This window comes from Pseudomonas sp. GW822-FHT03F08, from assembly GCF_058801265.1.
Window position 1 is genome coordinate 12,146 of sequence record NZ_JBXANC010000017.1, and the last position, 26,610, is coordinate 38,755.

26 protein-coding genes are annotated in these 26,610 nt (G+C 59.7%); 20 read left to right on the forward strand and 6 right to left on the reverse strand.

Features of this window, described 5'->3' with window-relative positions:
* The 3 genes from AC1RME_RS28965 to AC1RME_RS28975 all read right to left on the reverse strand — a co-directional run bounded on the left by AC1RME_RS28965 (position 1) and on the right by AC1RME_RS28975 (position 3,619).
* Positions 1 to 1,317 (reverse strand): MFS transporter, encoded by a 1,317-nt coding sequence (locus AC1RME_RS28965; RefSeq protein ID WP_096819238.1) that lies wholly within the window; start codon positions 1,315 to 1,317, stop codon positions 1 to 3.
* 235 nt (positions 1,318 to 1,552) lie between these two features.
* Positions 1,553 to 2,794, reverse strand: coding sequence for a transporter associated domain-containing protein (locus AC1RME_RS28970; protein ID WP_096819242.1), 1,242 nt, complete (start codon positions 2,792 to 2,794; stop codon positions 1,553 to 1,555).
* 12 nt (positions 2,795 to 2,806) lie between these two features.
* The gene (locus tag AC1RME_RS28975) at positions 2,807 to 3,619 is read right to left on the reverse strand and encodes a cytochrome C assembly family protein (RefSeq protein WP_096819244.1); all 813 of its coding nucleotides are present in this window, start codon (positions 3,617 to 3,619) and stop codon (positions 2,807 to 2,809) included.
* 210 nt (positions 3,620 to 3,829) lie between these two features.
* Here AC1RME_RS28975 and ffh point away from each other — a divergent pair, with 210 nt between their 5' ends.
* The 13 genes from ffh (at position 3,830) to AC1RME_RS29040 (ending at position 15,117) form a co-directional block, all read left to right on the forward strand.
* Positions 3,830 to 5,206, forward strand: a complete 1,377-nt coding sequence (ffh, locus tag AC1RME_RS28980; RefSeq protein WP_096819246.1) for a signal recognition particle protein — start codon at positions 3,830 to 3,832, stop codon at positions 5,204 to 5,206.
* Positions 5,207 to 5,455: 249 nt separating this feature from the next.
* Complete coding sequence (gene rpsP / locus AC1RME_RS28985) at positions 5,456 to 5,707, forward strand: 30S ribosomal protein S16 (protein ID WP_003185073.1); 252 nt, start codon at positions 5,456 to 5,458, stop codon at positions 5,705 to 5,707.
* A 5-nt stretch (positions 5,708 to 5,712) separates the two neighbouring features.
* Positions 5,713 to 6,249, forward strand: coding sequence for a ribosome maturation factor RimM (gene rimM, locus AC1RME_RS28990; RefSeq protein WP_096819247.1), 537 nt, complete (start codon positions 5,713 to 5,715; stop codon positions 6,247 to 6,249).
* A 2-nt stretch (positions 6,250 to 6,251) separates the two neighbouring features.
* On the forward strand, positions 6,252 to 7,004 hold the full coding sequence (gene trmD, locus AC1RME_RS28995) for a tRNA (guanosine(37)-N1)-methyltransferase TrmD (RefSeq protein ID WP_096819250.1): 753 nt from the start codon (positions 6,252 to 6,254) through the stop codon (positions 7,002 to 7,004).
* A 45-nt stretch (positions 7,005 to 7,049) separates the two neighbouring features.
* A complete protein-coding gene (rplS, locus tag AC1RME_RS29000) occupies positions 7,050 to 7,400 on the forward strand; it encodes a 50S ribosomal protein L19 (RefSeq protein WP_003175895.1) in 351 nt (116 codons plus the stop codon).
* A gap of 91 nt (positions 7,401 to 7,491) precedes the next feature.
* Positions 7,492 to 7,905: an acyl-CoA thioesterase gene (locus AC1RME_RS29005; protein WP_096819252.1), complete on the forward strand. Its 414-nt coding sequence runs from the start codon at positions 7,492 to 7,494 to the stop codon at positions 7,903 to 7,905.
* Between the two features lie 62 nt (positions 7,906 to 7,967).
* Positions 7,968 to 8,864: a site-specific tyrosine recombinase XerD gene (gene xerD, locus AC1RME_RS29010; protein WP_096819254.1), complete on the forward strand. Its 897-nt coding sequence runs from the start codon at positions 7,968 to 7,970 to the stop codon at positions 8,862 to 8,864.
* A 143-nt stretch (positions 8,865 to 9,007) separates the two neighbouring features.
* Entirely contained in the window at positions 9,008 to 9,739 is a 732-nt protein-coding gene (dsbC, locus tag AC1RME_RS29015; protein ID WP_007954633.1) for a bifunctional protein-disulfide isomerase/oxidoreductase DsbC, read from the forward strand.
* A gap of 132 nt (positions 9,740 to 9,871) precedes the next feature.
* Entirely contained in the window at positions 9,872 to 11,176 is a 1,305-nt protein-coding gene (locus AC1RME_RS29020) for a homoserine dehydrogenase (protein ID WP_018926703.1), read from the forward strand.
* A 66-nt stretch (positions 11,177 to 11,242) separates the two neighbouring features.
* On the forward strand, positions 11,243 to 12,652 hold the full coding sequence (gene thrC / locus AC1RME_RS29025; protein ID WP_493092086.1) for a threonine synthase: 1,410 nt from the start codon (positions 11,243 to 11,245) through the stop codon (positions 12,650 to 12,652).
* Positions 12,653 to 12,771: 119 nt separating this feature from the next.
* Positions 12,772 to 14,145 (forward strand): transporter substrate-binding domain-containing protein, encoded by a 1,374-nt coding sequence (locus AC1RME_RS29030; protein ID WP_096819258.1) that lies wholly within the window; start codon positions 12,772 to 12,774, stop codon positions 14,143 to 14,145.
* Between the two features lie 118 nt (positions 14,146 to 14,263).
* Positions 14,264 to 14,671 (forward strand): response regulator, encoded by a 408-nt coding sequence (locus tag AC1RME_RS29035; RefSeq protein WP_096819260.1) that lies wholly within the window; start codon positions 14,264 to 14,266, stop codon positions 14,669 to 14,671.
* 164 nt (positions 14,672 to 14,835) lie between these two features.
* A complete protein-coding gene (locus AC1RME_RS29040; protein ID WP_085729753.1) occupies positions 14,836 to 15,117 on the forward strand; it encodes a DUF3509 domain-containing protein in 282 nt (93 codons plus the stop codon).
* Between the two features lie 173 nt (positions 15,118 to 15,290).
* Here AC1RME_RS29040 and AC1RME_RS29045 read toward each other — a convergent pair whose 3' ends face one another.
* Together AC1RME_RS29045 and AC1RME_RS29050 are read right to left on the reverse strand one after the other, a co-directional pair.
* A complete protein-coding gene (locus AC1RME_RS29045) occupies positions 15,291 to 16,271 on the reverse strand; it encodes a TIGR02285 family protein (RefSeq protein WP_176504819.1) in 981 nt (326 codons plus the stop codon).
* Positions 16,198 to 17,397, reverse strand: a complete 1,200-nt coding sequence (locus AC1RME_RS29050; protein ID WP_096819264.1) for a CaiB/BaiF CoA transferase family protein — start codon at positions 17,395 to 17,397, stop codon at positions 16,198 to 16,200. The genes AC1RME_RS29045 and AC1RME_RS29050 overlap by 74 nt, the downstream gene beginning before the upstream one ends.
* 146 nt (positions 17,398 to 17,543) lie before the next feature.
* On the opposite strand from AC1RME_RS29050, the gene AC1RME_RS29055 reads away from it, so the two are divergent.
* The 4 genes from AC1RME_RS29055 (at position 17,544) to AC1RME_RS29070 (ending at position 21,813) form a co-directional block, all read left to right on the forward strand.
* Entirely contained in the window at positions 17,544 to 18,086 is a 543-nt protein-coding gene (locus tag AC1RME_RS29055) for a YaeQ family protein (protein WP_096819266.1), read from the forward strand.
* 54 nt (positions 18,087 to 18,140) lie between these two features.
* Positions 18,141 to 19,850: a single-stranded-DNA-specific exonuclease RecJ gene (recJ, locus tag AC1RME_RS29060; protein WP_273540214.1), complete on the forward strand. Its 1,710-nt coding sequence runs from the start codon at positions 18,141 to 18,143 to the stop codon at positions 19,848 to 19,850.
* Positions 19,851 to 20,081: 231 nt separating this feature from the next.
* Positions 20,082 to 21,188 carry an NADH:flavin oxidoreductase/NADH oxidase gene (locus AC1RME_RS29065; protein ID WP_096819269.1) on the forward strand — a complete coding sequence of 369 codons (1,107 nt, stop codon included), beginning with the start codon at positions 20,082 to 20,084 and terminating at the stop codon, positions 21,186 to 21,188.
* A gap of 91 nt (positions 21,189 to 21,279) precedes the next feature.
* Positions 21,280 to 21,813 (forward strand): GNAT family N-acetyltransferase, encoded by a 534-nt coding sequence (locus AC1RME_RS29070; protein ID WP_096819272.1) that lies wholly within the window; start codon positions 21,280 to 21,282, stop codon positions 21,811 to 21,813.
* Positions 21,814 to 21,825: 12 nt separating this feature from the next.
* On the opposite strand, the gene AC1RME_RS29075 is transcribed toward AC1RME_RS29070, so the two are convergent.
* Positions 21,826 to 23,454, reverse strand: coding sequence for a glucan biosynthesis protein D (locus tag AC1RME_RS29075; RefSeq protein WP_096819273.1), 1,629 nt, complete (start codon positions 23,452 to 23,454; stop codon positions 21,826 to 21,828).
* A gap of 403 nt (positions 23,455 to 23,857) precedes the next feature.
* On the opposite strand from AC1RME_RS29075, the gene AC1RME_RS29080 reads away from it, so the two are divergent.
* The 3 genes from AC1RME_RS29080 to AC1RME_RS29090 all read left to right on the forward strand — a co-directional run bounded on the left by AC1RME_RS29080 (position 23,858) and on the right by AC1RME_RS29090 (position 26,574).
* Positions 23,858 to 24,040 carry a hypothetical protein gene (locus tag AC1RME_RS29080; RefSeq protein WP_096819275.1) on the forward strand — a complete coding sequence of 61 codons (183 nt, stop codon included), beginning with the start codon at positions 23,858 to 23,860 and terminating at the stop codon, positions 24,038 to 24,040.
* A 319-nt stretch (positions 24,041 to 24,359) separates the two neighbouring features.
* Positions 24,360 to 25,355 (forward strand): ATP-grasp domain-containing protein, encoded by a 996-nt coding sequence (locus tag AC1RME_RS29085; RefSeq protein WP_096819276.1) that lies wholly within the window; start codon positions 24,360 to 24,362, stop codon positions 25,353 to 25,355.
* Positions 25,356 to 25,440: 85 nt separating this feature from the next.
* Positions 25,441 to 26,574, forward strand: coding sequence for a trypsin-like peptidase domain-containing protein (locus tag AC1RME_RS29090; protein ID WP_493092089.1), 1,134 nt, complete (start codon positions 25,441 to 25,443; stop codon positions 26,572 to 26,574).
* Positions 26,575 to 26,610 lie beyond the last annotated feature (36 nt).

Here is a 26,610-nt window from a genome sequence, read left to right on the forward strand (position 1 = left end):
TTACGACACCTGATTCAGGTCGTTATGGCGCGTCTCCTTCAGGCACAGCACAGCGATCAAGCTGAGCACCGCGGCCGCAGACACATACCCGCCGACATAACTCAAACCACCCATCGCCACCAGTTTCTGCGCGAAGAACGGTGCCGCCGAGGCCCCGACAATCCCGCCGAGGTTGTAGGCCGCCGATGCGCCGGTATAGCGGACGTGCGTCGGAAACAGTTCCGGCAGCAGCGCGCCCATCGGGGCGAACGTCACCCCCATCAGGAACAGCTCGATGCACAGGAACAGCGCCACGCCCCAGGTCGAGCCCTGAGTCAGCAACGGCTCCATCAGAAACCCGGAAAGAACTGCCAGCACCCCACCGACGATCAGCACCGGTTTGCGCCCGTAACGATCGCTTGCCCAGGCAGACAACGGCGTGGCGGCCGCCATGAACAGCACTGCGAAGCACAGCAGCCCGAGGAATGTCTCGCGGCTGTAGCCCAGCGTCGACACGCCGTAGCTCAGGGAAAACACCGTCGAGATGTAGAACAGCGCGTAGCACACCACCATGGCGGCAGCGCCCAGCAACGTCGGTGCCCAGTATTGGCTGAACAGCTCGACCAGCGGCACTTTCACCCGCTCCTGACGGGCAATGGCGTTGGCGAACACTGGCGTTTCGTGAAGTTTGAGGCGCACATACAGCCCGACCATCACCAGCACCGCGCTGAGCAGGAACGGAATCCGCCAGCCCCAACTGCGGAACTGTTCGTCATTGAGCGTCATGGCCAGGGTCAGGAACAGGCCGTTGGCCGCCAGAAAACCGATCGAAGGGCCCAACTGCGGGAACATGCCGAACCACGCGCGTTTGCCTTTCGGTGCGTTTTCGGTCGCCAGCAGCGCCGCCCCGCCCCATTCACCACCCAATCCCAGGCCCTGGCCGAAGCGCAGCACACACAACAGGATCGGCGCCCACGCCCCGATACTGTCGTAACCCGGCAGCACGCCGATCAGCGTGGTGCAGACACCCATCAGCAGCAGGGAAGCCACCAGTGTTGATTTGCGTCCGATACGGTCGCCGAAGTGACCAAACAATGCCGAACCCAGCGGGCGGGCGAGGAAAGCGATACCGAAAGTGAGGAATGCCGAGAGCATCTGCGCCGTGCCGGATGTCTGCGGAAAGAATACCGGCCCGATCACCAGCGCAGCAGCAGTGGCGTAGACGTAAAAATCGTAGAACTCGATGGCCGTGCCGATGAAACTTGCCGTGGCCACGCGGGTGGCGGAGTTGGTCGGTTGGGCAGGCGCGGTGTCGCTGTAAGCGGTACTGGTCGTCATGCGGTGATCCCTGACAGTCATGAGCTCCGTTGGAGCGAATTATTATGGTCGAACACCCAGGGATATGGGATTGGGCACGAGCGCTGTTTCGAGTAGGAACAGTCGTCGGTGTGATGCGGAAAGCGGCGATGAACCGGCCGGAACCAGTCGGGTGCGGGGTAAGCACGCGGTTCGGCGGGGCTTGGGTAAGCGCCCCGATTATAGGAAGGTGGCTAACGATTGAACAAGGGGCGAGCTAGCGGACGGGTGTGAGTGCCGGTGCCGAGCTGGTGTGCCAGATGAGCACTTTGCTTACGCGGTTCTCCTCGGTTTCGAGGATCTCCAGGCGATAGCGCCCGATCTTCAGGCAGACCGCGCTTTCCGGGATGGTTTCCAGAGCTTCTGTCACCAGACCGTTGAGAGTCCGGGGGCCGTCGCTGGGCAGGTGCCAGCCCAGGCATTTGTTCAGCTCGCGGATCGAGGCGGCGCCGTCGATCACCATGCGACCATCGGCCTGCGGATGAATATGCGGGTTGTCGAGGCTGTGCTCGCTTTCGAATTCGCCAACGATTTCTTCGAGAATGTCTTCCAGGGTGACGATCCCCAACACTTCGCCGTACTCGTCCACCACCATGCCCAGGCGCCGCTGCTGCTTGTGGAAGTTCAGCAGCTGCAGTTGCAGTGGCGTGCTTTCCGGGACGAAATACGGCTCGTAGCTGGCGGCGAGGAGCGCTTCGCGGGTCAGGGCGTGATTGTCCAGCAAGTGGCGGATCTGCCGGGTGTTGAGGACGGCCTCGACCTGGTTGATGTCGCTGTGGAAAACCGGCAGGCGCGTGCGCTTGTTGTGGCGCAATTGCTCGATGATCTCTTCGATCGGGTCATCAAGATTGATGCCGTCGACGTCACTGCGAGGCACCAGGATGTCGTTGACCGTGATGTTGTCCAGCGCATGGATGCCGGAAACCGGGTGCGGGCGAGACGAGTGCTCCGGGTCGTCATGGCGATCAGCGGGGACGTCGTCTTCGCTCTGCTGCACGACCTGAGGCTTGCGCACCAGCGGACGCAACAGCAAACCACTGATGCTGCTCAGCAGCCATGCGAGCGGATAGATCACTTTCAGCGGAACAGCCAGCAACGAATTGCCGAATGACAGCACGGCGTCCGGATAACGTTGGGCGAGGGTGCGCGGGAAATAGTCGGCAAATACCAGCAATACGGCGCTGGCGCCCAGGCAGGCTGCCCAGGGACCGTTCTCTTCACAGAGGAAAATCGCCAGTAGCGTGGCAAGCACCACGGCGAGAGCGCGGCACAGGGTGTTGCACAGGATCAGGCTGTCGAGCGGGAAGCTGAGTTTTGCCAGTGGTTTGTCACTGGCGCGCGACGCGGTGCGTTGCGCCAGCAGATGCTGTTGCGCCACTTCGATGGCGGTAAACAATCCCGACCAGAGAATCAGCAGGACAAATACCGCGAGCATCGGCCCTATGGGCAAACCGTCCATTTATGCCGCCCGTCAGATGTGCAGGATGTATTCACGGACCAGTTTGCTGCCGAAATACGCCAACATCAGCAGGCAGAAACCGGCGAGGGTCCAGCGGATCGCTTTGTGGCCGCGCCAGCCCAGGCGGTTGCGGCCCCACAACAGCACGCTGAACACGACCCAGGCCAGGCAGGCCAGCAGGGTCTTGTGCACCAGGTGCTGGGCAAACAGGTTCTCGACGAACAGCCAGCCGGAAATCAGCGACAGCGACAGCAGCGTCCAGCCGGCCCAGAGGAAGCCGAACAGCAGGCTTTCCATGGTTTGCAGCGGCGGGAAGTTCTTGATCAGCCCGGACGGGTGCTTGTTCTTGAGCTGGTGATCCTGCACCAGCAGCAACAACGCCTGGAACACGGCGATGGTGAACATGCCGTAGGCGAGGATCGACAGCAGGATATGCGCGAGGATGCCCGGCTCTTCGTCGATGATCTGCACGGTGCCGGTGGGTGCGAACTGCGCCAGCAACACGGTGATCGCACCCAGCGGGAACAACAGGACCAGCAGGTTTTCCACCGGGATCCGCGAACAGGCCAGCAGGGTCAGGGCAATGACTGCCGCGGCAATCAGGCTCGAAGCGCTGAAGAAGTCCAGGCCCAGACCGATCGGCGTCAGCAGGTGAGTCAGCAGGCTGGCACTGTGGGCCAGCACGGCGAGCACGCCGAGCGTGACCAGCAGGCGCTTGTTGGCCTTGGCGCCAGTGGCCAGGCGGGTGCCCTGATAGAGGGTCGCAGCGGCATATAGAAGGGCGGCGGCGAGGGTGGTCAGCAAACTCGGTGACAAGGGGAGCATAAATCCTGTTAGGCAAGCCCGAAAGGCGCTGAGTTTGGCATAGAACCGCCATGGCACGAAAGACTCAGCAAGCTGACAGCGAGGTGTCCGCCAGACGCAGTCTTCGCTATAATCCGCGACCTGCCCACGCCGCAGGCTCGCCGAGCACATGTTGATTCCGGTCTGGGCCGCCATTATCCCGGTCTACACAGGGCCTGAAAGGATCGCGCAATGTTTGAAAACTTAACCGACCGTCTCTCGCAGACGCTGCGCCATGTCACTGGCAAGGCGAAGCTGACCGAAGACAACATCAAAGACACCCTGCGCGAAGTGCGCATGGCGTTGCTCGAAGCCGACGTCGCCCTGCCGGTGGTCAAGGACTTCGTCAATTCGGTCAAGGAGCGCGCTGTCGGCACCGAGGTGTCGCGCAGCCTGACGCCGGGCCAGGCGTTCGTGAAAATCGTCCAGGCCGAGCTCGAAAGCCTGATGGGCGCGGCCAACGAAGATTTGAACCTGAGTGCCGTGCCGCCAGCCGTCGTATTGATGGCCGGTCTGCAGGGTGCCGGTAAAACCACTACCGCCGGCAAGCTGGCGCGCTTCCTTAAAGAGCGCAAGAAGAAGTCGGTCATGGTCGTGTCGGCGGACGTCTATCGTCCTGCGGCGATCAAACAGCTGGAAACCCTGGCCAACGACATCGGCGTGACGTTCTTCCCGTCCGACCTGAGCCAGAAGCCGGTCGACATCGCCAACGCGGCTATTAAAGAAGCAAAACTGAAATTCATCGACGTGGTCATCGTCGATACCGCCGGTCGTCTGCACATCGACGAAGAGATGATGGGCGAGATCAAGGCGCTGCACGCCGCGATCAACCCGGTCGAAACCCTGTTCGTGGTCGACGCCATGACCGGTCAGGACGCCGCCAATACGGCCAAGGCCTTCGGCGATGCACTGCCGCTGACCGGTGTGATTCTGACCAAGGTCGACGGTGACGCCCGTGGCGGTGCCGCGCTGTCCGTTCGTGCCATCACCGGCAAGCCGATCAAGTTCATCGGTATGGGCGAGAAGACCGAAGCCCTCGAGCCGTTCCACCCGGAGCGTATCGCTTCGCGGATCCTCGGCATGGGCGACGTGCTCAGCCTGATCGAACAGGCTGAAGCGACCCTCGACAAGGACAAGGCCGACAAACTGGCCAAGAAACTGAAGAAGGGCAAGGGCTTCGACCTCGAAGACTTCCGCGATCAGCTGCAACAGATGAAGAACATGGGCGGTCTCGGCGGCCTCATGGACAAACTGCCGAGCATCGGTGGTGTGAACCTGTCGCAGATGGGCAATGCCCAGAACGCCGCAGAGAAGCAATTCAAACAGATGGAAGCCATCATCAATTCCATGACCCCGGCCGAGCGCCGCGACCCTGAGCTGATCAGCGGTTCGCGCAAGCGCCGGATCGCCATGGGTTCCGGCACTCAGGTGCAGGACATCGGTCGCTTGATCAAGCAGCACAAGCAGATGCAGAAGATGATGAAGAAATTCTCCGCCAAGGGCGGAATGGCGAAAATGATGCGCGGCATGGGCGGAATGTTGCCCGGCGGCGGCATGCCAAAGATGTAAAGACTTCGCCGGTCGTCGCACCGGCGCAGACCCTGCAAGGACGCAGGATCAACAGCAAACCCGCACTCGGCGGGAGCTGACCGGCCGTTTTAAAAGACGGCCCTATATGCAAATCTGCACGGCCTGCCATAGGCGCCGGAAAAAGTCATTTGCAAAAGTCCGGATATTCCTTAGAATATGCGGCCTTTCGGGCACCCATGCCCGCTGTGCATTTAGATTTGCAGCACCGACTACAGGAACGATGTTCACATGCTAACAATCCGTCTTGCCCTTGGCGGCTCCAAAAAGCGCCCGTTTTACCACCTGACCGTAACCGACTCCCGCAACCCGCGTGACGGTTCCCACAAAGAACAGGTTGGTTTCTTCAACCCTGTTGCCCGTGGTCAGGAAATCCGTCTGTCCGTGAACCAAGAGCGCGTTGCCTACTGGCTGAGCGTTGGTGCACAACCTTCTGAGCGCGTTGCTCAGTTGTTGAAGGAATCGGCTAAGGCTGCGGCCTGAGCAATATGAACGCGACGCCTGCTATTGCTGATGATTTGATCGTTATTGGCAAAATTTATTCTGTTCACGGCGTTCGCGGCGAAGTGAAGGTTTATTCCTTTACTGATCCGACTGAAAACCTGTTGCAGTACAAAACCTGGACGCTCAAGCGCGAAGGCAATGTCAAACAGGTCGAGCTGGTCAGTGGACGCGGGAGCGACAAGTTCCTGGTCGCAAAGCTCAAGGGTCTTGATGATCGTGAAGAAGCTCGTCTTCTGGCCGGTTATGAGATCTGCGTGCCGCGCAACCTGTTCGCTGAATTGACCGAAGGCGAGTACTACTGGTACCAGCTGGAAGGTCTGAAGGTCATCGATCAACTGGGGCAATTGCTCGGGAAAATCGATCATCTTCTGGAAACCGGCGCCAATGATGTAATGGTAGTCAAGCCTTGCGCTGGCAGCCTGGATGATCGCGAACGCCTGTTGCCCTATACGGAGCAATGCGTGTTGGCCGTCGACCTCGCAGCGGGCGAGATGAAGGTGGATTGGGACGCGGACTTCTAAGCGTGGCTAACTTGCGCGTAGAAGTGATCAGTTTGTTTCCCGAGATGTTTTCCGCCATTGGCGACTACGGCATCACCAGTCGTGCGGTCAAACAGGGGCTCTTGCAGCTGACCTGTTGGAATCCGCGGGATTACACGACGGATCGGCATCACACTGTGGACGATCGCCCGTTTGGCGGTGGTCCGGGCATGGTGATGAAGATCAAGCCCCTGGAAGATGCTCTGGTTCAGGCCAAGGCAGCAGCCGGGGAGGCGGCGAAGGTGATTTACCTGTCCCCCCAAGGCCGTCAACTGACTCAGTCGGCGGTACGCGAACTGGCGAAATCGGATGCACTGATCCTGATTGCCGGTCGCTATGAAGGCATTGACGAGCGTTTTATTGAAGCTCATGTCGATGAAGAGTGGTCGATTGGCGACTATGTACTGTCTGGCGGCGAGCTGCCGGCCATGGTCCTGATCGATGCGGTTACACGACTGCTGCCTGGAGCTTTAGGGCATGCGGACTCCGCCGAGGAAGATTCCTTTACGGATGGTCTGCTGGATTGCCCGCACTACACCCGACCTGAGGTGTATGCGGATCAGCGTGTACCCGACGTGTTGCTGAGTGGCAACCACGCGCACATCCGGCGTTGGCGTTTACAGCAGTCCCTTGGTCGGACCTATGAACGACGCGCCGATCTTCTGGAAAGCCGCTCGCTTTCTGGAGAAGAGAAGAAGCTGCTCGAGGAATACATCCGCGAGCGGGACGATAGTTAACAACGTATCGATGGTAAATCCGACGATTTACCTTAGGAGCACAGCATGACCAACAAAATCATCCTTGCACTCGAAGCAGAGCAGATGACCAAAGAAATCCCTACCTTTGCCCCGGGCGACACCATTGTCGTTCAGGTGAAAGTGAAGGAAGGCGATCGTTCCCGTCTGCAAGCGTTCGAAGGCGTTGTAATCGCCAAGCGTAACCGCGGCGTGAACAGTGCGTTCACCGTTCGTAAAATCTCCAACGGTGTTGGCGTAGAACGTACTTTCCAGACCTACTCCCCGCAGATCGACAGCATGGCTGTTAAACGTCGCGGTGACGTACGTAAAGCCAAGCTGTACTACCTGCGCGACCTGTCGGGTAAAGCAGCTCGCATCAAGGAAAAACTGGCTTAAGTCCAGCTTCCGATGCAGAAAAAAGCAGCCTACGGGCTGCTTTTTTGTTGTCCGCAATTTATCCACAGCACTATTGCTTCAGGCCGTATCCATGACATCTCGTGACCAAGAAATCGAACGCCGCACCGAACTCTCGGTGACCCGCGTGACCAAGGCGGTTTTCCCGCCGACCACCAACCATCACAACACCCTGTTCGGCGGCACGGCGCTGGCCTGGATGGACGAAGTGTCCTTCATCACCGCTACGCGTTTCTGCCGCTTGCCACTGGTGACCGTGTCGACCGACCGTATCGATTTCAACCACGCGATCCCGGCAGGTTCCATCGTCGAACTGGTCGGGCGGGTGATCAAGGTCGGCAACACCAGCCTCAAGGTCGAGGTGGAAGTGTTCGTTGAAAGCATGAGCTGCGACGGGCGCGAAAAGGCGATTCACGGGCAGTTCAGCTTCGTCGCGATTGACGACGACAAGCGTCCGGTACCGGTTCTGCCTGGTTTTGCCGCCTGAAGGTTCCGTGTACGGGCGGGCTATGAAAGACTGTCCGCCATCTCTGCCTTGCCTGAGCTTTTATGCCCGCCATCGACCACCCGCTGATTGATCAGTTTCTCGACGCCCTATGGTTGGAAAAAGGTCTTTCCGACAACACCCGCGACGCCTATCGCAGTGATCTCGCACTGTTCAACGGCTGGTTACAGGAGAAAAATCTCGAGCTGATCAACGCCGGTCGTGAATTGATCCTTGATCACTTGGCCTGGCGCCTGGAACAGAACTACAAACCCCGTTCTACCGCGCGATTCCTCTCGGGTGTACGTGGCTTTTATCGCTACCTGTTGCGGGAAAAACTGATCTCGGTCGATCCGACCTTGCGCGTCGACATGCCGCAACTCGGTCGGCCGTTGCCCAAATCCCTGTCAGAAGCCGACGTTGAAGCGTTGCTGAGGGCGCCAGACTTGAGCGAAGCCATCGGCCAGCGTGACCGCGCCATGCTTGAAGTCCTTTACGCCTGCGGCTTGCGGGTAACCGAGCTGATCAGTCTGACCCTGGAGCAGGTCAACCTGCGTCAGGGCGTATTGAGGGTAATGGGCAAGGGCAGTAAAGAGCGCCTTGTACCGATGGGCGAGGAAGCGATTGTCTGGGTCGAGCGTTACCTGCGCGATGGTCGCGGCGAGTTGCTGGGCGGACGCCCCAGCGATGTGCTGTTTCCCAGCCAGCGCGGCGAGCAGATGACTCGCCAGACCTTCTGGCACCGCATCAAGCATCAGGCCAAGGTCGCCGGCATCGGCAAATCGCTGTCGCCCCACACGCTGCGTCACGCTTTCGCCACGCACTTGCTCAACCATGGCGCCGACTTGCGGGTGGTGCAGATGTTGTTGGGCCACAGCGACCTGTCGACCACGCAGATCTACACTCACGTCGCCCGGGCGCGGTTGCAGGATCTGCATGCCAAGCATCACCCTCGAGGCTGAGCGCTGGCTGTCTTGCGACAGGCGCATTCGGTCACGCGAACCTTATGTGGTAGGCTTTGCCGGTTTGCACGATGGACGGTTATGACCCGGTGTTCCGGCACGGGCGTTCTGAACGTTCCATTTGTCCGCCTTCAGGAGTTCTCATGCGTCTGACCCAGATTTTCGCCGCCGCAGCCATTGCGTTGGTCAGCACCTTTGCCGTCGCCGATGATGCGGCCGACAAAGCCATCCGCCAGAGCCTGGAAAACCTCCAGCTCGACGTGCCGGTGGACACCATCACCGCCAGCCCGCTGCCGGGCCTGTACGAAGTCAAGCTCAAGGGCAGCCGCGTGCTCTACGCCAGCGCCGACGGCCAGTACATCGTTCAGGGCTACATGTTCCAGCTCAAGGACGGCAAACCGGTCAACCTGACCGAGAAGACCGAGCGCCTGGGCATTTCCAAACTGATCAATGCGATCCCGGTGGCCGAGACCGTGGTTTACCCGGCCGTGGGCGAAACCAAGTCGCACATCACCGTTTTCACCGACACCACTTGCCCGTACTGCCACAAGCTGCACGCCGAAGTGCCGGAGCTGAACAAGCGCGGCATCGAAGTGCGTTACGTGGCATTCCCGCGCCAGGGCCTGGGTTCGCCGGGTGACGAGCAACTGCAAGCCGTGTGGTGCTCGAAAGACAAGAAAGCGGCCATGGACAAGATGGTCGATGGCAAGGAAATCAAGGCTGCCAAGTGCGAGAACCCGGTTTCCAAGCAGTTCGCCCTCGGTCAGTCGATCGGCGTGAACGGCACACCGGCCATCGTATTGGCTGACGGACAAGTCATTCCGGGCTACCAGCCTGCGCCACAAGTCGCCAAACTGGCGCTGGGCGCGAAGTAATTCGCATCGTCACGCTCAGGCGCTGACGAGCGTGGTCCGGCGGCAACATGGCCGGGCCATCAATAGAGAGCCGCGATTGCGCGGTTGTTTTCACGGCCGGCCTCGCGTCGGCCGTTTTATGGGGAGTTCACAGTGAAACCGGTCAAAGTAGGCATCTGTGGGTTAGGGACCGTCGGTGGCGGTACCTTCAACGTACTTCAGCGCAACGCCGAGGAAATTGCTCGTCGTGCCGGGCGTGGAATCGAAGTGGCACAAATTGCCATGCGCACGCCAAAGCCTCAGTTCCAGACGACCGGTATTGCGATTACCAACGATGTCTTCGAAGTGGCCACGAACCCTGAGATCGACATCGTCATAGAGCTGATGGGCGGCTACACCGTTGCCCGCGAGCTGGTACTCAAGGCCATCGAGAATGGCAAGCATGTGGTCACCGCGAACAAGGCTCTGATTGCTGTTCACGGTAATGAAATTTTCGCCAAGGCACGCGAGAAAGGCGTGATCGTGGCATTTGAAGCGGCGGTAGCCGGTGGCATTCCGGTGATCAAGGCGATCCGTGAAGGCCTGTCCGCCAACCGTATCAACTGGGTCGCCGGGATCATCAACGGCACCGGCAACTTCATCCTCACCGAAATGCGCGAGAAGGGTCGCACCTTCGAAGACGTGCTGGCCGAGGCGCAAGCGCTGGGCTACGCCGAAGCCGATCCGACGTTCGACGTCGAAGGCATCGACGCGGCGCACAAGCTGACGATCTTGGCTTCGATCGCGTTCGGTATTCCGTTGCAGTTCGACAAGGCTTACACCGAAGGCATCACCAAGCTGACCACCGCCGACGTGAACTACGCCGAAGCGCTGGGCTACCGCATCAAGCACCTGGGCGTGGCACGCAGCACCGCCGCGGGTATCGAGTTGCGCGTACACCCGACGCTGATCCCGGCCGATCGCCTGATCGCCAACGTCAACGGCGTGATGAACGCGGTGATGGTCAACGGTGACGCTGCCGGTTCGACCCTGTTCTACGGCGCTGGCGCCGGCATGGAGCCGACCGCTTCGTCGGTGATCGCGGATCTGGTGGACGTGGTTCGCGCCATGACCTCCGACCCGGAAAACCGCGTGCCGCACCTGGCCTTCCAGCCGGACTCGCTGTCGGCCCACCCGATCCTGCCGATCGAAGCCTGCGAAAGCGCCTACTACCTGCGCATTCAGGCCAAGGACCATCCGGGCGTACTCGCTCAGGTGGCGAGCATCCTGTCGGAGCGCGGCATCAACATCGAGTCGATCATGCAGAAGGAAGTCGAGGAACACGACGGCCTGGTGCCGATGATCCTGCTGACCCACCGCGTGCTGGAACAGCACATCAACGATGCGATCGCCGCCCTCGAAGCCCTGGCGGGCGTGGTCGGTCCGGTTGTGCGGATCCGCGTCGAGCACTTGAACTAAGTTGATCTCCTTCACAGGGCCCGCCTGCGGGCCCTGTGTTGCGAACACTGTCCATTGGAGTCAGTCATGCGTTACATCAGTACCCGCGGCCAGGCACCGGCCCTGAATTTCGAAGACGTCCTGCTGGCCGGTCTCGCCACCGACGGCGGTCTGTACGTCCCGGAAAACCTGCCACGTTTCACCCAGGAAGAAATCGCTTCCTGGGCCGGCCTGCCGTATCACGAGCTGGCCTTCCGGGTGATGCGCCCGTTCGTGACCGGCAGCATTCCGGACGCCGATTTCAAAAAGATCCTCGAAGAAACCTACGGTGTGTTCTCGCACAACGCCGTGGCGCCGCTGCGTCAGTTGAACGGCAACGAATGGGTGTTGGAGCTGTTCCACGGCCCGACCCTGGCGTTCAAGGACTTCGCCCTGCAACTGCTCGGTCGTTTGCTCGACTACGTGCTGGAAAAGCGCGGCGAGCGCGTTGTGATCGTCGGCGCCACCTCCGGTGACACCGGTTCGGCCGCCATCGAAGGCTGCAAGCACTGTGAAAACGTCGACATCTTCATCCTGCACCCGCACAACCGTGTGTCCGAAGTGCAGCGTCGGCAGATGACCACCATCCTCGGTGAGAACATCCACAACATCGCCATCGAAGGCAACTTCGACGACTGCCAGGAAATGGTCAAGGCCAGCTTCGCTGACCAGAGCTTCCTCAAGGGCACACGTCTGGTGGCGGTGAACTCGATCAACTGGGCGCGGATCATGGCCCAGATCGTTTACTACTTCCACGCAGCGCTGCAATTGGGCGGCCCGGCACGTTCGGTGTCGTTCTCGGTGCCGACCGGCAACTTCGGCGACATCTTCGCCGGTTACCTGGCGCGCAACATGGGTCTGCCGATCAACCAGTTGATCGTCGCCACCAACCGCAACGACATCCTGCACCGCTTCATGAGCGGCAACCAGTACGTCAAGGAAACCCTGCACGCCACCCTGTCGCCGTCGATGGACATCATGGTCTCGTCGAACTTCGAACGCCTGCTGTTCGACCTGCACGGTCGCAACGGCGCGGCGATTGCCGGACTGATGGATTCGTTCAAGCAGGGCGGTGGTTTCAGCGTTGAACAGGAACGCTGGACCGAGGCGCGCAAACTGTTCGACTCGCTGGCCGTGGACGATGCGCAAACCTGCGAAACCATTGCCGAAGTCTTCGAACAGACCGGTGAGGTGCTCGATCCGCACACGGCCATCGGTGTGAAAGCCGCACGCGAATGCCGTCGCAGCCTGGATATCCCGATGGTGATCCTGGGCACGGCGCATCCGGTCAAGTTCCCGGATGCCGTGGAAAAAGCCGGTGTAGGAAAAGCTCTCGAGCTACCTGCACATCTTTCTGATTTGTTTGAGAGAGAAGAGCGCTGCACAGTTTTGGCAAACGAGCTGAAAGCCGTGCAGTCCTTTGTCAGCCAGCATGGCAATCGCGGCAAGCCGCTTTAAGCCCTGAAAGCTGTCACATTTTGAAGCCCGTCTCCTGACGGGCTTTCTTGTTTTTGCATGCCACACTGCTCGGGTTTCGCCCACGAAGGACGGGCGAGTCGATGACGAAGGATGTGGCAATGCGGTTTTATTCAGGATTGAGGCCAGCGCTGAGCTGGTTGTTTTTGTTGGGGCTGTCGGGGTTTCTGCAATTGACCGAGGCAGCTCATCTGACGATGCATTCAGAAGGGATGGAGTTGAATATCCAGCCCATCGAGCTGGACGCGCAAGAGCGACAGTGGATTCGTGAAAACCCCAGGGTGACAGTCGCCTCGGTGCAATATCCGTTGTATCTGTTTCAGGACGAACACGGTCAGTGGAGTGGCTTGAACAACGATGTGCTCAAGCACATCAGCGCCATGACCGGTTTGCAGTTCGTGCATCAGGAATCGTTCTCCACCAACCACATGCTGGAACGCCTGGAAAGCGGCGTCGCCGACATGAGTACGACACTGGCCATGAACGAGGAGCGCAGGCAGTTCCTCGATTTCAGCCATGCCTTCGGAGGAGCGGGGTGGGTGTTCGTCGGGCGGGCAGGTTTGCCGGCGGTGCAGTCGCTTGAAGAGCTGGAGAAACGGGTCCTGGTGTTGCCGGCCAGGCATGCGCTGGAGGACAGTATCCGACGCGACCACCCGTTGATCGAGATTCGCTCGGTCAAGACCTACGCCGAGGCCCGGGCGCTGGTGGAGAGTGGCGAGGCTTATGCCACGATTGAAAACGAGATCGGTGCACAGCTGTTTCCATCAGGCTTGCTCAAGGTCGGTGGTCTGGTCGAGGGCAAGTGGGAGGCGGATCATCTGGCGGTGCGCAAAGGCCTGCCTGAGTTGCTGAGCATTCTCAACAAGGCCCTCGGTGCTTTCTCGGCCGCCGAGTTGCGGGCGATGCGCCTGAAGTGGCTGGACGGTATTTCACCTGCACCGGCACCGTCCTTCGGAGCGCGGCTGATCAAGTGGGGATGCTGGGCGATGGGGGCGCTCGGGGTATTGGGCCTGCTTTCGCTGTTTTGGAATCGTCGGCTTGCTACCGAGATAAAACAGCGCCGGGAAGCCGAAAAGGGCTTGGGCGATCAACTGGCCTTTCAGCATGCACTGATCGATGCGATGCCCGACCCCGTGTTCGTGCGTGATCTGCAGGGACGGTTGATCATGTGCAACCGCAGCTATGAAGAAGCACTCGGCGTCCGTTTCGAGCAAGTGCAAGGACGAATGCTGTATGAATTCGATGCGCTTCCGCCCGCCACCTCACTGATGCTGCATGACGAGTTCATGGTGCAATTGCGCACACGCAAGACGCGCTTCAGCAAACGACAGTTATTGTTCAGGAATGGCTCCCGGCACATCTATCAATGGACGGTGCCCTTTTACGGTGTCGATGGGAAGTTGCGTGGCCTGCTGGGTGGCTGGACGGATATCACCCAGTGCCGGACCGAGAGCGGGTGTCGTTGTCCGCAGTGAAGTTGGGAAATGTCCTATAAAGCGTGGCTACTTTTCTGATGGGAGGCTTAGGACGACTGCCCTAGAGTGACAAACCACTGCGGCGAGAAACCGCGATTGTCGTTCCAGAGGTCGTCCAATGCGCTTGCTCAAAATCCTGCTTCTCGAACCCAACCCGTTCCAGTTGATGGCGTTGCACCAGATGCTCAACGCCATCGGTATCTATGACGTGTTGACCGCGCCTTCGCTGAGCGCGGCAAAGCGTTCGCTGGTACGCCGTGGGACTGTCGATATCGCCATCTGCAATCCGCAACTCAAGGGCGGCGAGGGGGTGGCGCTGATCAGGCATCTGGTGGCCCGGCAAGAGGCGCGGGCGCTGATTCTGTTGGGGGTGGTGGCGCCCAGCGTACAGGCCGACCTGGAACCTTTGCTCGGCGATGAAGGGATGAAGCTCCTGGGACGCCTGCACACACCGGTTTCGGCCGTGCTGATGCGCAATCTGCTCGACAGCTATCTGTCGTCGCCCCGACGTCCGGTCATTGTCTGAAGTCATTGGTTATTTTTCTGTCATCTTCACCCTGCATGCTCCGTCAGGCAGGTGACGCTCCGGGAGAGGCCGCCGACATGCAGAACTTTCTTCTCGGGCCGGTGGTCATTTACTGTGGACACGCCCCAGGCACTGTGTTTTCGGACTATTGAGTGGAGATCGAGATGGAAAGTATCAGTCTATTGCTCGGTGAGGCTCTGAGCCCGTATCAGGTGACGCTGACCCCTCGCGGTCTGCAGGGTGAATGCCTGGTGACACTGAAGAACGGCAGTGGTGCCATCATGGTGGAACGCGAATTCAATCGGGCGCAGCTGAGCGACAAGCGCCAACTGACGGATGTGGTCGATGGCTTGCATCGCGACATCCTGATCGCCGAAGGTCGGCTGGAGCCCTGTGTGATTGCAGCGTTGCGCAACGCTGCCCGCGACAAGCACCCGGGTCTCTGAAACTGATTTGTCTTTTGTGGGAACCTTCCTGCACCCGGGTCAGTCAGACCCCATAGCAGCAGGATCAAGCATTGTGCTCCGGTGCTTGTCGCTTGCTGCTACGGGTCTTTGATAAAGACCACGTTTAACCCCGAGTCGTCTCCCCACTTCTCGGGGTTTCTTTTGTCCGGGATTTACTGCGTGGCCTGCTGCTGGAAGAAGATCCGCGCCTGCTCCAGATAGTCCTGACGCCTTTCAGGGTCCAGCCAGTCGGCGTAGAGCTGGTCGAGATGTTCGTGGGGCAGGGTACGCAACAGTTGATCGATTTCACTGATCGCCTGCCGGCCCTGAGTGGTGTCGGTGCAGCCGACGTGCCCCGAAATGTACTTGCCCGACCCGCGAATGGGGAAAAACTCCAGCTCATCTTCAGCGATCTGTGCCTGACGGGCCTGATAACGGATTTCCGGCCAGTAACCCAGCACCACCTGCAATCGCCCGAGCCGTTGCATCGACAGCAGACTGCTTAACGCGTCATTCCCGTAATGCGGTGTCAGCGCGCCGCCCGGGGCCTGTCGGAGCAGGCCGTCGATGTATTCGCCATAACTGCGCTCGGCCACCACGCCGACTTTCTTGTCGCTGTTGGCCAGGAATGCGGACAGATCGACTTCACCGTCGGAAATGAACGGCGCCAGCACTTCGCGATCTTTCTGACGCACCACCAGGCCATTGCTGACCGCTCGAAATGCCGGGATGGAGAACGCGATCCATTGCGCGCGCTCCTTGTTCCAGATCAGCGAAGGATCACAGGCGAACGGGTGTTCATGGAGCATCTGGATGCCGCGGGCGCGGTTGACCCGCATCAAGGTGTGTTCGTATTGCGGCATGCCGGCAATCAGCATCGGCATCAGTTGATCGATGACGCCCTGGCCCCTTTTCGGGCCTTCGAAAATGGTCAGCGGCGGCAGGTCGCGCAGCAGCCAGATCAGCGTCGGCTTCGCCTGCGCCCAGGCCGGAAGCATCAGCAGAAAAAGCAGGCCGAACAGCCGCCACGTCCACCAGTGGTGGGCGCGGTTGGAGGCTGAGGCCGGTCGGCGCTTCAGCTCAGATGGCTCCGTCTTCGCGCAGCCGGGCGATCTGCTTCTCGTCGTAGCCAAGATCGTGGAGTACCTGCGCATTGTGTTCACCGAGCTGCGGTCCGACCCATTCGGACGTGCCGGGTGTATCAGAGAGTTTCGGCACGATGCCCGGCATCTTGAAGGGTTTGCCGTCCGGCAGTTTGGCCTGCAGGAACATTTCCCGGGCCAGGTACTGCGGATCGTTGAACATGTCTTCGGCGCTGAAGATCCGGCTGGCCGGGACTTCGGCCTGGTTCAGCAGGTCCAGCACGGTTTGCAGCGGCAGCGAATTGACCCAGCGATCGATCACCCCGTACAACTCGTCACGGCGAGTGTCGCGCCCGTCATTGCTGGCCAGCGCCGGGTCATTGGCCAGATCTTCACGGCCGATGATCAGCATGAAGCGCTTGAAGATCGCATCGCCATTGGCGCCGATCTGCACATGTTTGCCGTCGGCGCTGGTGTGGATCGACGACGGCGTGATGCCCGGCATGATGTTACCGGTGCGTTCACGAATGAACCCGAACACATCGAACTCCGGCACCATGCTTTCCATCATGGCGAAGATCGCTTCGTAGAGCGCCACATCAACGACCTGGCCAAGCCCGCCGTTGACCTCGCGATGACGCAGGGCCATCAACGCGCCGATCACACCCCACAGGGCGGCAATCGAATCGCCGATGGAAATTCCGGTACGCACCGGCGGGCGGTCTTCGAAACCGGTGATGTAGCGCAGGCCGCCCATGGATTCGCCGACTGCGCCGAAACCAGGCTGATCCTTCATCGGCCCTGTCTGGCCGAAGCCTGAAAGACGCACCATCACCAGTTTCGGGTTCAGCGCGTGCAGGGTTTCCCAGCTCAGGCCGAGTTTTTCCAGGACGCCGGGGCGGAAGTTCTCGATCAGGATATCGGCTTCACCCAGCAGTTTTTTCAGGATCGCCAGACCGTCGGGGTGTTTCAGGTTCAGCGTCAGAGACTTTTTGTTGCGTGCCTGGACGAACCACCACAACGAAGTACCTTCATACAGCTTGCGCCACTTGCGCAGCGGATCACCGCCGTCCGGCGATTCGATCTTGATCACTTCAGCACCGAACTCGCCGCAAATACGCGAGGCAAACGGCCCGGCAATCAATGTACCCAATTCGATGACTTTCAGACCGCTGAGCGGCTTGTTGGCGAACGGCATGCGAGATCCTGTAGGACAAGGCTGAACGGATACAGCGTTTTAACATAGCCGGCTGTCAGTCGCGCAAGGTTGATCGCCATCAATTCGTGGATTGCCTACAGCATCGGTTAGACTTGCCGACTTTCCTCGTATCAAGAAGCCCGTTCATGGCCCAGCCGTCCACCACCTATAAATTCGAACTGAACCTTACCGATCTCGACCGCAGCGTCTACGAGAACGTGAAGCAGACCATCGCCCGCCACCCTTCGGAAACCGAAGAACGCATGACCGTGCGCCTGCTGGCCTACGCGCTCTGGTACAACGAGCACCTGTCGTTCGGTCGTGGTCTGTCGGACGTGGACGAACCTGCGCTGTGGGAAAAGAGCCTGGATGACCGTGTCCTGCACTGGATTGAAGTCGGCCAGCCGGATGCGGATCGCCTGACCTGGTGCTCCCGTCGCACCGAGCGCACCAGCCTGCTGGCCTACGGCAGCCTGCGCGTCTGGGAAGGCAAGGTGATCCCGGCGATCAAGAACCTGAAGAACGTCAACATCGCTGCTGTCCCGCAGGAAGTGCTGGAAACCCTGGCCAAGGACATGCCCCGCGTCATCAAGTGGGACGTGATGATCAGCGAAGGCACGATCTTCGTCACCGACGACCGTGGTCAGCACGAAGTTCAGCTCAGCTGGCTGCAAGGCGAGCGCGGCTAAGTCCGCAGCGCTCCCGAAAAATCCCACGTACCCAAGAGAAGCTCCTGTCACCCCATGCGTATCGATCCTCGCCCGTTGCCCGCCACTCTGCCGTTTCTCGGTGATCTGCCACCGTTGCTGACCCGCCTGTACGCGGCGCGGGGCGTGCAGTCCGAGGCGGAGCTGGACAAAAGCCTGGCGCGGCTGATTCCGTTCCAGCAACTCAAAGGGATCGATGCGGCGGTGGATCTGCTGGTGACGGCGCTGGAGCAGCGTCAGCGGATCCTGATCGTCGGCGACTTCGACGCCGACGGCGCGACGGCCAGCACCGTGGGCGTGCTTGGCCTGCGCCTGCTGGGCGCGGCACATGTCGATTATCTGGTGCCGAACCGCTTCGAATACGGCTACGGCCTGACCCCGGAAATCGTCGAAGTCGCGATGACCCGCGAGCCGCAACTGTTGATCACCGTCGACAACGGTATTTCCAGCGTCGAAGGTGTGGCGGCCGCGAAGCGTCACGGTTTGAAGGTCTTGATCACCGACCACCACTTGCCCGGCGATGAACTGCCGCAAGCCGATGCGCTGGTCAATCCGAACCAGCCTGGTTGCGAGTTTCCGAGCAAGGCGCTGGCCGGGGTCGGGGTGATTTTCTACGTGTTGATGGCCTTGCGTGCACGCCTGCGCAGCCTCGGCTGGTACGAGAGCAAGCCACAACCGAACATCGGCGAACTGCTGGATCTGGTGGCGCTGGGCAGCGTCGCCGACGTGGTGCCGCTGGATGCCAACAACCGGATTCTGGTGCACCAGGGCCTGGAACGAATTCGCGCCGGACGTGCGCGGCCGGGGATCAAGGCGATCCTTGAAGTAGCCAAGCGTGAAGCCTCGCGCATCACGTCGACCGACCTCGGGTTCATTGTCGGCCCGCGCCTGAACGCGGCGGGGCGTCTGGATGACATGAGCCTCGGGATTGAGTGCCTGCTGACCCAGAATGCAGAACTGGCTCGGGAAATGGCCGCACAACTGGACGGTATGAACCAGGATCGCAAATCCATCGAGCAAGGCATGCAGCGTGAAGCGCTGGCACAGCTCAAGGACTTGCCGGTCGAGTCGATGCCGTTCGGCCTTTGCCTGTTCGACCCGGAATGGCACCAGGGTGTCATCGGTATCCTCGCCTCGCGGATGAAAGAGCGTTATTTCCGCCCGACCATCGCCTTCGCCGATGCCGGCGACGGCCTGCTCAAAGGCTCGGGGCGTTCGGTTCAGGGTTTCCATATTCGCGATGCGTTGAGCGTGGTGGCGGCGCAGCATCCAGACCTGATCAGCAAGTACGGCGGTCATGCGATGGCGGCTGGCCTGACCTTGCCGCAGGAGAATTTTCCGTTGTTCGCCGAGGCATTCGACGCCGAAGTGCGCAGGCAGCTTCGCGAAGAAGATCTGACCGGGCGCCTGCTGTCGGACGGCACCCTGGCTGTTGAAGAGTTTCATCTGGAACTGGCTCGTGCCCTGCGTCATGCCGGGCCTTGGGGCCAGCATTTCCCGGAGCCGCTGTTTCATGGCGTGTTTCAGTTGGTCGAGCAGCGGGTGGTCGGCGAGCGGCACCTGAAAGTGGTGCTGAAGAGCGAATGCGGTTCGGTGAAACTCGATGGCATCGCGTTTGGCATTGACCGCGATATCTGGCCGAACCCGACAATCAAATGGGTCGAGCTGGCCTACAAGCTCGATCTCAACGAGTTTCGCGGCAATGAAACCGTGCAACTGATGATTGCTCACATCGAACCGCGCTAAGGGCTTTGCGCCCCTTTCTGAAGGGGCGCAGGTGTTTTCAATTGTGCTGTTTCATTTCTGAACCCTCCCTCATCCCCGGATGTCGACTAGGCTCTAAGCACTGCTTGATTGGCCTTGTGACGTCTTGTCGAATTTTTTGCCCGCGGGGGCGGGTGCTGCACCTTTTTCCTGTCACTCGTCGACTTTTCAAACAGAACCCTGGAGCCTGCCCACTGATTTGAGAGGTGCCCCATGAGTCTGCTGCTTGAACCCTTTACCCTTCGCCAACTGACCCTGCCCAACCGCATCGCCGTATCGCCAATGTGCCAGTACTCAAGTGTCGATGGCCTGGCCAACGACTGGCATTTGGTGCATCTCGGTAGCCGTGCAGTGGGGGGCGCGGGCCTGGTATTTACCGAAGCCACGGCGATCACGGCCGACGGGCGGATCACCGCCGAAGACCTGGGCCTGTGGAAAGACGAACAGATCGCACCGCTGCAACGCATCACCCGTTTCATCAACGCGCAGGGGGCAGTGGCCGGCATTCAACTGGCCCACGCCGGACGCAAGGCCAGCACCCATAGGCCGTGGATCGGCAAGCACGGCAGCGTCAAACCGGATGACGGCGGCTGGACGCCGGTCGGGCCTTCACCGATTGCCTTTGACCCGCAACATACCCAACCCAAACAGCTTGATGAAGGGCAGATCGCCCAGGTCATCCAGGATTTCGTGGCCGCGGCCAAGCGTGCGCTGGCAGCCGGTTTCAGCGTGGTCGAGGTGCATGCGGCGCATGGTTATCTGTTGCACCAGTTTCTCTCTCCGCTGAGCAATCAGCGCCGCGACCAGTACGGCGGTTCATTCGAAAACCGCATCCGTCTGGTGTTGCAAGTAACCGAGGCGGTACGTGCCGTCTGGCCGGAAGAACTGCCGGTGTTCGTTCGTCTGTCGGCCACCGATTGGGTGGAAGATGGCTGGAACCCCGATGAAACCGTGGAGCTGGCGCGACGCCTGAAAACTCTCGGCGCGGATCTTATCGACGTATCGTCGGGTGGTACTGCAGCGAACGCGGAGATTCCGGTGGGACCGGGTTATCAGACCCGCTTCGCGGAAAGGGTGCGCAAGGAATCAGGCATCGCTACCGGCACCGTGGGCATGATTACCGAGCCTGCGCAAGCCGAGCACATTCTGCGGACCTGTCAGGCCGACATCATCTTCCTTGCCCGTGAGCTGCTGCGTGATCCGTACTGGCCGCTGCATGCCGACGATGACCTGGGCGGACGCAAAGCGGTGTGGCCGGCGCAGTATCAACGTGCGACTCATCGGGATCAGCCGATTCACGAGTCTGATCTGCGGGATTGATTCCGACCTGTCGCAAAGCCTATAAAACCCGCCATTGAACCGGCGGGTTTTTTCTTGCCTGTCGCTTGGAATTGCAAAGGAATGGACCGCAATGTTGATCGAACGAGCGTTGACCGAACTCGACTTGCCGCTGCTGGCGCAGATCGACCGCAGTGAACGGGTCGAAGCATGTTATCGCGTGGAAAACGGTGGGCTGATTCTGTATCCGGCGCATTTCGATATGCGCGGATGGCCCGAAGGCGAAGCGGAGGAGAATGCGCGGGTATTGGAGAAGTGCTGGCGCAGCGGCGGGTGGCTACACGGGATTTTTGATGGCGAGACACTGGTGGCGGCAGTGGTTGTGGATAACCGGGTTATTCACAATCAGGGCCTGAAGATGCGGCAGTTGAAGTTCCTGCACATCAGCCGCGCCTGGCGTGGGCAGGGGCTGGGCGGGCGATTGTTTGCCCTGGCCTGCGCCCATGGCCGGGAGATCGGCGCCGAGGCGTTGTACGTCTCGGCGACCGAGTCGCGTAATACCGTGGAGTTCTACCAGCGCCAGGGTTGCCGGTTGCTGGAACAACCGGATCCCGAACTGTTTGATCTGGAACCCCACGATATCCACTTGTACTGCCTGTTGGCCTGACGGCTCAAGCCATCAAGGGTACTTGCGCTTGTCCGGCGCCGGCGGGAAGTACTGGTACAACCAGGTCTCGCTCAGCGTGCGGTCGTTGGTGCGGATGAACAGACGCAGTTCCACCGGCTCAACGCTGTCATTGGTCGGGTACCAGTCGAACAGGATCCGGTAACCCTTGATGTCATCCAGCACCAGCACGCTGAAGTCCTGCACCTTGCCGTTGGAGCAGGTGACCACCGGTTCGATCCCGGTGCCCTGCGGCAGGCGATCCAGACCGCCACCGGTGAAGTCCACGGCGAAACGACGGGCCCAGACTGGCGGGTAATGCTCGCCTGGTGCCCAGCCTTCGACGAATCCACCCATGCCCGAACGGGTCGCATGCACCCGCGCCAGCGGTGTGCCGACTGGAGGCAAGGCGCTCCAGTAGAGCTTGTAGCCGTAGTTCAGCGAATCGCCGGCGGCTACCGGTTTCTTCGGTGTCCAGAACGCAACGATGTTGTCGAGGGTTTCACCGGTCGTAGGGATTTCCAGCAGATCGATAGAGCCTTCGCCCCATGCAGTTGTAGGCTCTACCCACAGGCTCGGGCGCTTGCTGTACCAGTCGACGGTGTCCTGGTAGTTGGCGAATTCGTGGTCGGTCTGTACCAGGCCGAAACCTTTCGGATCGGTGTCGGCGAAGGCGTTGAATTGCAGGGTCGCCGGGTTGTTCAACGGACGGCAGATCCACTCGCCGTTGCCACGCCACATGGCCAGACGATCCGAGTCATGGATTTGCGGGTGGATGGTGTCGCACATCCGGCGCTCGTGGGTGCCGCAGCTGAACATGCTGGTCATCGGCGCGATGCCCAGTTGTTCGATGGCGGTGCGGGCGTTGACGTGGGCGTCGACTTCCATCACTACGCGTTCGGCCTGGCAGTCGATGTCGAAGCGATAGGCACCGGTCGCGCTCGGCGAGTCGAGCAAGGCGTAGACCACGAAGCGGGTCGCGTTCTGATCCGGGGTCTCGAACCAGAACTTGGTGAAGTCAGGGAATTCTTCGCGCTTCTTGGCGTAGGTGTCGATGGCCAGGCCACGGGCGGAGAGGCCATATTGGCCAGTGGCATCCACCGCGCGGAAGTAGCTGGCGCCGAGAAACGACACCACGTCATGCCGATCCAGCTCCGGCGCCTTGAACAGCTTGAAGCCGGCAAAACCCAGATCGCCCTTGAGCTGCTGGGTGTCGACCGAGGTGTTTTCATAGTTGAACAGCTGAGGGCGGAAATGCACCTCGCGGGCCGTGCGGGTCTTGGGATCGACGCTGTACATGCGCACCGGCTGGCGGAAACCCATGCCGACGTGGAAAAACTGCACATCGAGCTGACCCTTGTTCTCCTTCCACAGCGAATGCTCGCCGTCGTAGCGGATCGCGTTGAAGTTCTGCGGGGTCATGGTCGCCAGGGTCGGCGGCAACACTTGTTTAGTGTCCTGATAGGCGTTGCCGGCCAGTTGCTTGGCCTGGCGCTTCAGCGTTTCAAAGTCGAAGGCCTGGGCTTCACCGTCGGCGGCACCGCCAGAGGCGGCCCAGGCGCGTGCGGCAAGGAGGCCGGAGGCGGAAAGGCCGGTGTAAGCCGCAATGGCCATGGACGCTTTGAGCAAATTCCTGCGGTGCATAGATACAACCTGTCGTGGACAATCCCGCGCCGTTCCTGGCACGTACTGGATCAGAAATTACGGTTCGGACAAGCCTTCGGCCAAACGCTACGGACTAGTAACAGATGCCCGCTAGCTTAATCCGTTCGCTGATTTTGCAAAATTCATTGATAGCACGGCGACAGCCTCTCAATGAAACAAGACGTTACGGTTACTTATCCCACAGCCTTTTCTGATTTACAGGGCATAACTGCTTATTTCGACTAATTACTCTAAAAACAGCTTTTCAGCGCCGATTTAATTTCTATTCTATGGGTATGGCCGGTCTCGACCCATCCGACCGGCAGGGCTCAAATCGCTGCTTGCAGGAGCAGGGCGAGGCGGTTTCAAAAAAATGCTGAAGTAATGGAAAAGGACATCGTCCATGGCAAAGGTGCAATGCATTACCGAAATGTTGGGAATCTTTCCGTGCCTGGGAGGCAGACGCAGGAAGCGGCTCAACTCTGAAGAGCGCAAATTGGTCGAGCGCTACCGAGAACTGTCGGAAAGTGACCGGATTGCGATGCGCTATCTGGTGGATGCGATGCACAGCGTTTCACGGTTTTGAGGGTGTAATGCATAAGGGGCAGGCGTTGAGTCTGCCCCTTTTTTGTGTGTTTTTCGGTCAGGTGAGCATTGCCCCGGCGGGTAAGCCCGGTAATTTTCACATGCGGAAATGTATTGCTGGTGGACGCTCCGTTTGGCTCGCCAGCAGAATATCAAGAGTGAACTCCCGAATTGATTCAACCCCCCATGTAAAAACTCGAAAACAAATCTACTTCCCAAGGCCTTCGCGCGCCGACTTTGCGGCCCGATGACCCAAATCTGCCATCAGTTGATATTCATCCAGTTACTATTGCGCGGGCGCATCAATCAGCGAGTATCAAATGATCTGGTTTCTAGAAGGGCAATCGAGTCAGCGTGACGTCATCATCGGCGCGCGCGAGGCACTTCCGGCGGATGTAAAAATCTTCGCCTCTCATCGTCAGGATCGCCCTGAAATCACGTCGCTTGCCGACGTCAGTTTTACGGAGCCAAGTGACAATGAAGAGCGTATCGACTGGGTCATCGCCACTGCAGTAGCGCACAACATCAAACTGATTCTGGCTGGACGCGTCGGTAATGTTTTCGAGATCGAACGGGCGCGCTTTGAACAGGCGGGTCTTGAATTGGTGACTGGCGGTACGTCGATGGCGACCTTCGACATGGTCGACGACAAGAGCAGATTCACCGCCGAAGCAGAGCGTGTCGGCCTGGCTTGTGTCCCGGCGATCACAGCATTGAATGCCGAAGAAATGTTCGCTGCTTACAAAACCCTCTCCGCCAGTGGCGAAGTGTGCGTCAAACCTGCGGTCGGTATTTATGGCCAGGGTTTCTGGCGATTCAAGGCGGATACCGATCCGTTCCGCTGTTTTGCCAACCCGGATGCGCGTGAAGCCAATTTTGAAACTTATATGCGTGCTTACTGTGAAGCCGAAGCTCCGGCACCGATGCTGATGATGCCGTACATGGCCGGCAGCGAATGTTCGGTGGACATGGTCTGCGAAGCTGGCCGTCCGGTTGCGTTCGTCAGTCGTCGAAAGGCTGGTGTACATCAGACCTTCGAGCGTGAGGGCCCGGCTGTCGAGTTGGCACTCAAGGCTGCCGAGCATTTCGGTTGTGACGGAATCGTCAATGTGCAGACCCGCGACGACGCTGATGGCCAGCCGCATTTGCTGGAAATCAACCCGCGATACTCGGGCGGCATCGGTTACACCCGGGCGACCGGGACCAACCTGCCGGGCATTTTCGCGGCTCGACGGTTGGGCTTGCCGGAGCCTGCGACCGTCTGGAGGGCGAACGTCCGGGTCAAGGGCGTGACCGTGGCGGCTGTGGCATCCTGATATTAAAGCGACATCTATTTTTGCTACAATTTGCCGCGCTGCATGTGAAGCAGCTGGTCGTTAGCAGTCAAGGAGAGATCAGGGAATGATGGTGCTGGCGCCTGGCGCAAATGCCGTAATATCGAGCGCACAGAGTGAATGGACTCTTGAATGCGGTAAGTCCTCGGCTTTCGGGGACTATGCAGCAGTCGCTATATTGCCGGTTGACGAGAAACGCCGCCCGACAGGTGATCCCGCCCTGTTCCAGACCTCCCATGGCTGGATGGAGTGGAAAGGTGATCAGGAAAAGGTCGGCTGTGCGATGAACCTGGCAGAACTGCCGTCAGGCAGCGATCGTGTGCTGATCATCGTCTATACCTTCTCTGCTGCTGGTCCGGTCAGTGATCTGAAGACCCTGCGTTTTCAGGTTGATGGCCAGCTCGATTACAGTCTCGATCTGCGTGATAACGGCGAATCGGCGATCATCATCGGCGAGTTTTACACGCGCAATCAGCAATGGAGGTTCCGGGCTCTGGCTGAAGGTTCAGCTTATGGCCTGGCGGCTTTTGGCCGGCGAATCGGCCTCGATATCAACGATGCCCATCCCAAGGGACGCTCAAGTCCTTCCGAATCCGGACGCGGCAGTGCGACCGGCACCGGTTTTGCCGTTTCGAGAAATCACGTCCTGACCTGTGCTCATGTCATCGAGGACATGCAGGAAATTCATATCTCCTCCTTCGAAGGACGTTACCGTGTCGAACCCGTTGTGGTCGATCGGCGCAACGACATCGTTTTGTTGCGAGTGCTGGATTGCCCACCGCTGAAACCGGTGGCGTTCAAGGAAGGTTTTGGCTGCGACCTCGGCGACAACGTTGTGGCGTTGGGATTCCCGCTTGCGGGGTTCGCTGGCGGCGGCGTGCAAGTGACGCAGGGTGGTGTGTCGGGTCTGTTTGGCCTGCACAATGATTCGAGCCTACTGCAGTTCACTGCCCCGATTCAGCCCGGTTCCAGTGGCAGCCCTCTCTTTGACTCCTCGGGTGCGGTGGTCGGTCTGGTGACCTCAACTCTGCCGGATGCGCAAAACATGAATTTTGCGGTCAAGGCGCCATTGCTCCTCTCATTCCTTGACGCTTGTCGCGTCGAGGCCAGCAAGATCCCTGTCGGTAAATCTTTCACAACAGCGGAACTGGCGCGTGAAGCCCAGGCTTCAATGTGGCGTGTCGAAGCGCGAAATTTCTGACTTCTCTTGATTTGAAACATTTGGTACCGGCGCGCG